The 8,788-nt window shown below is 69.0% G+C and carries 9 protein-coding genes; 3 read left to right on the forward strand and 6 right to left on the reverse strand.

Features of this window, described 5'->3' with window-relative positions; genetic code table 11:
- On the forward strand, window positions 1-1,161 hold the full coding sequence (gene lldD, locus ACO6VK_RS07880; RefSeq protein WP_422506335.1) for an FMN-dependent L-lactate dehydrogenase LldD: 1,161 nt from the start codon (window positions 1-3) through the stop codon (window positions 1,159-1,161).
- Complete coding sequence (dld, locus tag ACO6VK_RS07885) at window positions 1,158-2,876, forward strand: D-lactate dehydrogenase (protein WP_422506336.1); 1,719 nt, start codon at window positions 1,158-1,160, stop codon at window positions 2,874-2,876. The genes lldD and dld overlap by 4 nt, the downstream gene beginning before the upstream one ends.
- 18 nt (window positions 2,877-2,894) lie before the next feature.
- On the opposite strand, the gene ACO6VK_RS07890 is transcribed toward dld, so the two are convergent.
- Complete coding sequence (locus ACO6VK_RS07890) at window positions 2,895-3,203, reverse strand: hypothetical protein (RefSeq protein ID WP_422506337.1); 309 nt, start codon at window positions 3,201-3,203, stop codon at window positions 2,895-2,897.
- A 161-nt stretch (window positions 3,204-3,364) separates the two neighbouring features.
- On the opposite strand from ACO6VK_RS07890, the gene ACO6VK_RS07895 reads away from it, so the two are divergent.
- Window positions 3,365-3,859 (forward strand): DUF1543 domain-containing protein, encoded by a 495-nt coding sequence (locus tag ACO6VK_RS07895; RefSeq protein WP_422506338.1) that lies wholly within the window; start codon window positions 3,365-3,367, stop codon window positions 3,857-3,859.
- Window positions 3,860-3,875: 16 nt separating this feature from the next.
- Here the strand turns inward: ACO6VK_RS07895 and ACO6VK_RS07900 are convergent, their stop codons facing one another.
- The 5 genes from ACO6VK_RS07900 to ACO6VK_RS07920 all read right to left on the reverse strand — a co-directional run.
- Window positions 3,876-4,607, reverse strand: coding sequence for a M949_RS01915 family surface polysaccharide biosynthesis protein (locus tag ACO6VK_RS07900; protein ID WP_422506339.1), 732 nt, complete (start codon window positions 4,605-4,607; stop codon window positions 3,876-3,878).
- Window positions 4,608-4,677: 70 nt separating this feature from the next.
- Complete coding sequence (locus ACO6VK_RS07905) at window positions 4,678-5,142, reverse strand: hypothetical protein (RefSeq protein WP_422506340.1); 465 nt, start codon at window positions 5,140-5,142, stop codon at window positions 4,678-4,680.
- A gap of 22 nt (window positions 5,143-5,164) precedes the next feature.
- On the reverse strand, window positions 5,165-5,626 hold the full coding sequence (locus tag ACO6VK_RS07910) for a hypothetical protein (protein ID WP_422506341.1): 462 nt from the start codon (window positions 5,624-5,626) through the stop codon (window positions 5,165-5,167).
- Entirely contained in the window at window positions 5,616-7,799 is a 2,184-nt protein-coding gene (locus ACO6VK_RS07915; RefSeq protein WP_422506342.1) for a hypothetical protein, read from the reverse strand. Before ACO6VK_RS07915 ends, ACO6VK_RS07910 begins: the two co-directional genes overlap by 11 nt.
- A gap of 9 nt (window positions 7,800-7,808) precedes the next feature.
- Window positions 7,809-8,788 (reverse strand): DUF2345 domain-containing protein (locus tag ACO6VK_RS07920; RefSeq protein WP_422506343.1); only part of this gene is annotated, 980 nt, incomplete at its 5' end.

Below are 8,788 nucleotides of genomic sequence, written 5' to 3' on the forward strand. Positions count from 1 at the left end.
ATGATCATCTCCGCCTCCACCGATTACCGCGCGGCCGCCCAGCGGCGGCTGCCGCCGTTCCTGTTCCACTACATCGATGGCGGCGCGTATGCCGAGCACACCCTCAAACGCAATGTCGCCGACCTGGCCGACGTCGCCCTGCGCCAGCGCGTGCTGCGCAACATGGCCGAGCTGAGCCTGGAGACCGAGCTGTTCGGCGAGCGGCTGGCGATGCCGGTGGCGCTGGCCCCGGTTGGCCTGACCGGCATGTACGCACGCCGCGGCGAGGTGCAGGCAGCGAAGGCGGCGGCCAGCCGCGGCATTCCGTTCACGCTGTCCACGGTGTCGGTGTGCCCGATCGAAGAGGTGGCGCCGGCCATCGACCGGCCCATGTGGTTCCAGCTCTACGTGCTCAAGGACCGCGGTTTCATGCGCAACGCGCTGGAGCGGGCCAAGGCCGCGGGCGTGACCACGCTGGTGTTCACGGTGGACATGCCGACGCCGGGCGCGCGCTACCGCGACGCGCATTCCGGCATGAGCGGCCCCAATGCGCCGGCGCGACGCATGCTGCAGGCCGCCACCCATCCGCGCTGGGCATGGGACGTGGGGCTGCTTGGCCGCCCGCATGATCTGGGCAACATCTCGGCCTACCGCGGCCATCCCACCGGCCTGGCCGATTACATCGGCTGGCTGGCCAACAATTTCGACCCGTCCATCTCCTGGAAAGACCTGGAATGGATCCGCGAGTTCTGGACCGGCCCGATGGTGATCAAGGGCATTCTGGATGCGGACGACGCCCGCGATGCGGTGCGCTTCGGCGCCGACGGCATCGTGGTCTCCAATCACGGCGGCCGCCAGCTGGACGGTGTGCTGTCCACCGCACGGGCATTGCCGGCCATTGCCGATGCGGTCAAGGGCGAGCTGACGATCCTGGCCGATTCGGGCATCCGCAACGGCCTGGATGTGGTGCGCATGCTCGCGCTGGGCGCGGACAGCGTGCTGCTCGGCCGCGCGTTCGTGTATGCGCTCGCCGCGCACGGCGAGGCCGGCGTGGCCAACCTGCTGGACCTGATCGCCAAGGAAATGCGCGTGGCGATGACGCTGACCGGCGCCAGGACCATCGCCGACATCAGCCGCGATTCGCTGGTGGACGCCAGCCGTCGTCTCGCGGTCGCCCCATGAGCGCGGCATCGCAGGACACGACGGCGCTGCTGGCACAGCTGCGCGGCATCGTCGGCGCTGCGCATGTGCTGTCCGGCGACAAGCCGACCCGGCGCTTCCGCAAGGGCTATCGCTTCGGGGACGGGCCGGTGCTGGCGGTGGTGCGTCCTGGTACGCTGCTTGAACAATGGCGCGCCCTGCAGGCAATCGTGGCGGCCAACGCCATCGTGATCATGCAGGCGGCCAACACCGGCCTCACCGGCGGCTCCACGCCCGACGGCGCCGAGTACGACCGCCCGGTGGTGATCGTCAACACGCTGCGGCTTACCGGCATCCAGCTGCTCAACGACGGGCACCAGGTGGTCTGCCTGCCCGGCGTTACGCTGGATCGGCTGGAACAGGCGCTGGCGCCGCTGGACCGCGAACCGCACTCGGTGATCGGGTCATCGTGCATCGGGGCGTCGGTACTGGGCGGCGTCTGCAACAACTCCGGCGGCTCGCTGGTCCGCCGCGGACCGGCCTATACCGAGATGGCGCTGTTCGCCCAGGTCGATGCGGACGGGCAGCTGCACCTGGTCAACCACCTTGGCATCGAACTGGGCGACATCCCCGAGCGGATCCTGGAGCGGCTGCAGCGCGGCGACTACACGCCGGGCGACGTCGACAACGGTGGCAGCCGCGCCGCGTCGGACCCGCGTTACGCCGAGCAGGTGCGTCAGGTCGATGCGGCCACCCCCGCGCGCTACAACGCCGATCCCTCGCGTCATTACGAAGCGTCCGGCTCGGCCGGCAAACTGGCGGTCTTCGCGGTGCGCCTGGACACCTTCGCGCGCGAGGCGGGCGAGGTGTTCTACATCGGCAGCAACGCGATGGAGGATCTCACCGCGATCCGCCGCCATCTGTTGACCGCGTTCGAGCGCCTGCCCATCTCCGGGGAATACCTGCACCGCGAGGCGTACGACATCGGCGAGCGCTACGGCAAGGACACCTTCCTGCTGATCGACCGTTTCGGCACGGGGCGCGTGCCGGCCGCCTTCGCGTTGAAGAGCCGCATCGATGGCTGGTTCGAAAGCCTGGGCCTGCGCGGCGTCACCGACCGCGCGATCCAGCTGGCGATGCGCTGCCTGCCTGGCCACCTGCCGGCGCGGATGGGGCAGTTCCGTGCGCGCTACGAGCACCATCTGCTGCTCAAGGTATCGGCGGCGGATGCCGCGGCGACCGCGACCTTCCTGCGCGATCACTTCGCCGGCGGAGAAGGCGATTTCTTCCAGTGCACGGCCGAGGAGGGGCGCAAGGCCTTCCTGCATCGTTTCGCCGTGGCGGGCGCCGCCGTGCGCTACCGCGAGGTACACCGGCGCGACGTCGAGGACATCGTGGCCCTGGACGTGGCGCTGCGCCGCGACGACCGCCACTGGGTGGAGCAGCTGCCGCCGGACCTCGACGCACGCCTGGCCGGCAAGCTCTACTACGGGCACTTCCTGTGCCATGTGTTCCACCAGGACTACATCGTGCGCAGGGGCGAAGATCCGCTGGCGATCGAACATGCGATGTGGGCGCTGCTGGACCGGCGCGGGGCCGAGTATCCGGCCGAGCACAACGTGGGCCATCTGTACCCGGCCAAGCCGCCCCTGGCGGCGTTCTACCGCACGCTGGATCCCAGCAATGCGTTCAACCCCGGCATTGGCCAGACCCCGCGCGGCGCGCACTGGGGCGGGCACGACTGCGGGCGCCACTGAGCGCCCGCAGCCGGAGCATCACTCGCAGCGTGCCGCGGTGATGATGTTGTCCTTGTCGATGAACACCCGCAGGCGGTCCCTGCGCAGGTCCTTGGAGGTGATGGTGGCCGGGCCGATCGGGTTGATCAGGCCGGCGCCACTCTCGAGCAGCAGGCGGCGCATGGTGGCTTCATCGGCGACGTGGCCGACCGACCAGCCCAGGCCGCTGGCATCGCAGAGGCCGGGACCGGTGATCGCCGGGCCGGGGGAGCTGACGCAGGCGCTCAGTGCCGCGGCGCTGCACAGCGCAAGCAGCGGAAGGGCGGCGCGACGGGCGAGGGATGGCATGGGTGTGGCTCCTGCGGGTTCGGGCGCCGACGATACCACTGCCGCCGCGAGTTTCGTGTCGTGGACGGGCGCGACACGATGACGCGCAACACCGGCGGGCGCACGCCGCGTGGGTACAATGGCCGCCCGCCGCGCGGGTGGGATGCAGGAGCAGATCGGACATGTTGCATGTATTCATGCTGGGCGGCCGTCATGACCGCGCCCGCATCGAGGTCCACGACGTGGCCTTCGCCAACGTCGCGCGCATCGAAGACGCTTACCCGCAGTTGCGCCAGGACTGGTTCGGCACGGCCAAGGGTCTGCACATCGACGGCTGGCTGGCGGTGGATGGCGTGGACGACTACAAGGTCACCTTTGTCGATACGGCGCCGGCCGCAGACGAGCCGCGGCTGTTCTTCATCAACCTCGGCGGCTACGTCGCCCGCTCGCTGGGCGAGGCGCACGACTACCGGCTGCTGGTGGCCACCGATGCGGCGCAGGCCCGCCAGAAGGCCAAGGCGCTGCGCGACGCGGCCTGGTTCAAGCCGCACACCGACGCGGTGCTGGACGTGGACGACTGCATCGCCATCGACCAGATCGGCGGGCGCTACGTCCACCTCACACCGGGTCCGCACAAGGGCACCGCGCTGGTCAGCGACTACATCGTGATCGGCTGACAGCGGGCCGTGCGGGCTACGGCCCGCCGTCCGACTCGCGGCCGGGCAGGGTGTGCACCGCCTGCCAGACCGTATCAAGGTGCTGGCGGAACACCGCCGGTGCGGCGGCGTAGGACGGGCTGCTGGTCCGTTCACCCCCGAACGGCGCCTCGCCGTCGATGGCTACCAGCGACTCGCCCTCCACCCGGTAGCGATCATCGCCGCGCCGCAGCTCGATCACGATCTGGTGCGGGTCCACACCGCCGCCGCAGAAGGCGTGGCTGGGCAGGGTCAGTTCGGCCACGCCGTCGCCGTCAAGATCGGTGGCCTCGGCGTTGTCGAGGAAATAGGCGGCTTCCAGGTCCAGGCCGGGGCACTCGGTGCGGTGTTCGCTGCGCCAGCGCTCCGCGAACGGCGTGGAGGCGTCGGCGCGCCGGTAGAGCGTGGCGGTCAGCAGCGCGACGTCCATTGTCTCGCCGTCGCCGGTATCGGGCGCCTGGCTGTCGACCCGGTCCAGCACCAGCAGCGCTTCGCCGTCCCTGTCGCGGAAGTGCACGGTCTTCAGCGGGGCGCTAACGCCCAGCGCCTGCAGCGTGGCGGCGTCGATCTCGGCGAGATGGACCAGCGTGGTCGCGGCGGGCGCCGACGGCGTTACCGCGCCGGCAGCGGGGCGCGGTGCCGGTGTCGCAGGGTCGGCCGGCGGGTCCTTGCAGGCGGCCAGCAGCGCAACGCAGGCGAGCGCCGGCAGCAGGGGGGTACGGAGTTTCATGATCAGTCCATTGATTCGGGTGTTTCGCCTTGTTCCAAGGCGTCGATGATGGCCAGCGCCGCATCGGTGGTCAGCACCTGGGTGCCGGTGGTGTGGTCGCGCAGCGTGAGCTCTGCGTAGTGAAAGCGGGCGGCGCCGTCGAACGACACCGTGGCCAGCAGGTTGCCGTGGCCCGGTAGACCGGGCCGTTGCCGGGGTCGCAGTCGACCTCGGCGGTGAATCCATCGCGGCCGTGCAGCGTGCGCGGCGTGCCGGTGTACTGGCCCATGCCGGTGGCGAAGGTCACTCCACGCTCTGCTGCCGCACCGCTGGCGTCTGTCGAGGAGACCGATACCCCAAGTGCCTGCAGCAGCGAGGCGCTGGCGGAGCGGCAATGCACGCCCACCGTGCGACGCTTCACCAGGATGTTCTCGCACAGCGTGTCGGGCTGCCCCGCGCCCAGGGCGGCGTTGCGCACCCGCGTGTAGTGGGCAGCATCCGGCGCTGCGGCACCGTCGGCGCCCACGGTGCCGGACGCACCTACCAACAGAAGCAATGCCACCCGGCGAAGGAACATTTCACTCGCTGCTCTTGCCGGCGAACGGCGCGCAGGTTTCCGGGTGGAACGCCGGCGGAGGATCGACCTCCGTGCCGTCGGCCTGGCGCAGAATCCGGTCGTCGATGCGGACCAGGGTCTGGTCCTGGCTGAATCCCGTCTCGTAGGGGCCGCTGCTGACAGTGACATGGGCAACGATCGCGCCCTTGTCGAGGTCAAGCAGATAGAGGTTGGAGTAGGGTGCGTCGCCCGGTTTGATCTGGTCCCATGCGCGGCCCCATACCAGTGCGTGGCGCTTGTCGCAGCTGACGTTCCAGGCGTCCAGCGACGGCCCCAGTTTGATGCTCGCTTCGGCCTGCTGCTGCGGGTAGACGAAATGGTCGCCCTTGATCCGGATGGCTCCGGCAGGCGTCTGCGCACACGCGGCGGCGGTGCTGGTGATCAGGGCGAGCAGTGCCCACGAAACATACTTCTTACGCATCATCGCCAAGTACCCGATAGGAAGACAGGGTTTCGTTCGAACGTCGCGCCGCAGGCGGTCGTTCGCCGGGGTTGACCAGCGCGCTGACCGCATTGGACGCCTGCGCCGTCGCGCCGCCATCTGCAGCGCGATGGATGTTGGTTTTCGCGCAGTAGAAGCCCGCGGTGTCCACGGCATTGTAGGGATCTTCAGCCGCGATCTGCGGGTTGTTGATGACCGGACCGGGGGTGCCATTGTTGAACCACTGCGCGTGGAAGGTGCTGCGGTCCAGCCAGCCACGGAACACCCAGTACTCGGAATAGTTGTAGCGGCCGGTCAGCTGCTTCATGCCACGACCACGGTACTTGATGCCATCACCGGCATCGGTGTTCCCCAGTCCCGTGCGGCCTTCGTAGTAGCCCCCTTGGCCGCGGACGGCGAAGTAGCGGAGCTGCTGCTGGTTGGCAGGCGTGATCTGGAGGTAGCCGTTGGCTTCGCTCTGGATCGAGATGTGGTTGCCATTGAGCGCCGCGGCGATGCCGATGGCGGCTTCCCGCACGACCATGAAGAAATAGGATTCCTGTGCCGCCTGTCCAAAGAAATGCGACATCCGCAGCGGCGTGTTGAGCAGGTACTTTCTAAGCACGCGGTTGATGCTGAGACGGTACCGCTCCTTCACCGCATCGGGATCCTGGCCGACATCGGTGTACATCGCCCTGTTGGGATAGATCTTCGCCAGTTCGGGTTGGCTGAGCCACCCGCAGCGGCGGAACAGGCGGATGAATTCCTTGGGATTGAAGTGCCAGTGGGCTTCGGGCAGGCCGGTGTTGGCCGCTTCCCAGAAACACAGCGCCTCGGCGTAGCGTTGGAAGGCGGGGAAGCTGGTGGCATTCAGATAGGTGCCACTGGACAGGCTGTTCGCCTGCGCCGGCCCATTGGGTCCCTCGCGGGTGAGCCATTGCCACCGACTGGCGACATTGCCACGGTGCCACTCGGTGGGGAACTTGCAGATCATGCGCTTGAGCTTGGCGCGCACGGCCGGGTCGGCCAGGCGCGCCTGCGCTTCGGCTTCGGTAGTGATGCCATCCCCATTGGTATCCAGCAGGGTGCGCAGCGTGGCGACATCGCAGCGGCTGTCGCCACCGACGGTGTCTTCCACGATGTCCCATCCGGCCCAGTGCGGCGCATCGGCATCGCTGAACTTGTGGACGTTGGTGGCATTGAGGTTGACCCAGCCCCGTCCCGTCGGAGTGGCGATCTGCCGCCAGTGGGGGACCGTGGCAGGGGTAAGCGCATCCGGGCCGACGATGCGGCCGTAGCGCAGCAGTTCATACACCGCACTCTGGCTCGGTACCACCGGCGCACGCGCGGTTCGGTATGCCTGTACCACCCGCCCGGATTCCCGGTACAGGCCGTATGCCGCATCCGTTTCGGCAGGAATGGCCGCCAGCGTGGTGCCGTCGGCGCGGTAGCTGGTCACCACGGCGTCGCCGCGGGTGTAGGCGATGCCCACGAACAGCTCCTCGGCCAGTGCCGCGCCAGCTGTGCCGGCGGCGGCGGTGTAGCCGGGGCGGGCGGCGTACACCTGGGTGCCGGCCGGAATGTGGAAAAACATCTCGCCGAAGATGCTCGACGTGCGTCCGTTCGCGCCGGTGTTCAGTTGGCCGGATCGGCGTCCGATCAGGCGCTCAAGGTTGTCGTCGTCGCAGATGATTTCGAAATGCAGGCTGTTGGCAGTGCCTTCGAAGCTGCCTGCCGTGCCGAGTTCGGCCTTGCGCAGGATGGCCTGGCCGGCGCTGACGGTGTTGCGGATTTCACCCAGGTGCATGTAGATCGAGTAGAAGCGCACCTGCACCCCTGCGCCCTGGGCCGTGGCGCCGATCTCGGTGTCGTGCCGGATCACCACGCAGCCGTTGTCCGTCCAGCCGTTGTAGCCCAGCGCATGGGCATCCACGGCAGCGGCATCGGCGGGGCGCGCCGTGGCGGCTTGGACATGCACGACGGTGCCGTCGGCGATGCAGCGCACCGGCTCGCGACCGTTGCCGCGCGCGGGGGCAGTCAGGTGCAGACCACCATGCCAGGCCAGCTTGTGGCTGAGCGGATAGCGACCATGCGCGTGCTCGGGCATCGCCGCGTCGAGATAGGCGTCTTCGGTCTGCGCGTTGGCACGCGGAAGGAACGGGGGACTGATGATCATCGGCTGTCCTTAGCGCGAGAAGGGGAATTTGCGCGCTGCGTTCACAGTGCCCTGCGGAAGCGCGTCGATACCGGCCGCACCGCTTTCCCCGCCCATGAACGGATGCTGCCCGGCCTTGACGGTAAACGTGCCCGGGCAGCTGAAGGTGATGTTGCCGCCCTCCAGCGTGATCGCGCTGTTGCCGGCCTGCAGCACCACCTTCTGCTGGGCCAGGATGTCGATGCGGTCGTCGGTGGCGGTCACGGTGATGGCCTGGTCGGCCAGCAGTTCCAGTTCGCCGGTGTTGGACTGCAGGCTCACCGGGCCGTTGGCGGCAATCACCTTGACCGGCCCGGCCTGCGCAAACAGCGCCACGTGCTCGCCGGCCACTGCCGACACGGTTTCCCCCGCGCTGACCTGCAGGTCCTGCTGCACGGTCATCTGCAGGTTCTGGCCGGCGTAGGCCACCGCGCTGGCCGGGGTGGTCCAGACGATGCGGTCCGGCGAGTCGGCCAGCAGCAGCGGGGCGGCGAAGCGCTCCACCGGGTCCTGGCCCGGGCTGCGCCCGCCGCCGGGCTTCATGCCGGACTGGCCGTTGACCTGGCTGCCGTACTTGCCCTCGGCGGTCGGGTCGATCTTGGCGCGCAGCTGGGCGGTGCTGGTGAGTGCGCCCAGCGGCGGCACATCCTGCTTCTGCAGCGTGTCGTGCATCGCCTCCAGCGCCCGCTCGGCAGCGCGCAGCTGCTCGACCGCCTCATGGCTGTCCAGCACCGTGGAGGTGGCGTCCTGGCGGGCGCTGGTGGACAGCAGCAGGCCCTGGCCGGCATGCACGTTGCCCCAGCCGTGGGTGGCCAGCTCGAAGCCCTGGCCGCGCAGCGCGCCACGGCGGGTGTCGCTGTGGTCGATCAGGTAGCCCAGCTCCAGCCGGCTGTCGGCCAGCGAGGTCTGCAGGCGCGTGCGCAGCTGGCCGGTGGTGTCGTCGATCACCCACTGCTGGGTGCCGCTGCCAT

Origin of the sequence: Stenotrophomonas sp. GZD-301, from assembly GCF_049310345.1 — a bacterium.
Lineage (GTDB): Bacteria > Pseudomonadota > Gammaproteobacteria > Xanthomonadales > Xanthomonadaceae > Stenotrophomonas.

Coding starts and splice junctions, on each gene's coding strand:
- lldD (WP_422506335.1), top strand. CDS start 1: ATGATCATCTCCGCCTCCACCGATTACCGCGCGGCCGCCCAGCGGCGG.
- dld (WP_422506336.1), top strand. CDS start 1,158: ATGAGCGCGGCATCGCAGGACACGACGGCGCTGCTGGCACAGCTGCGC.
- ACO6VK_RS07890 (WP_422506337.1), bottom strand. CDS start 3,203: ATGCCATCCCTCGCCCGTCGCGCCGCCCTTCCGCTGCTTGCGCTGTGC.
- ACO6VK_RS07895 (WP_422506338.1), top strand. CDS start 3,365: ATGTTGCATGTATTCATGCTGGGCGGCCGTCATGACCGCGCCCGCATC.
- ACO6VK_RS07900 (WP_422506339.1), bottom strand. CDS start 4,607: ATGAAACTCCGTACCCCCCTGCTGCCGGCGCTCGCCTGCGTTGCGCTG.
- ACO6VK_RS07910 (WP_422506341.1), bottom strand. CDS start 5,626: ATGATGCGTAAGAAGTATGTTTCGTGGGCACTGCTCGCCCTGATCACC.
- ACO6VK_RS07915 (WP_422506342.1), bottom strand. CDS start 7,799: ATGATCATCAGTCCCCCGTTCCTTCCGCGTGCCAACGCGCAGACCGAA.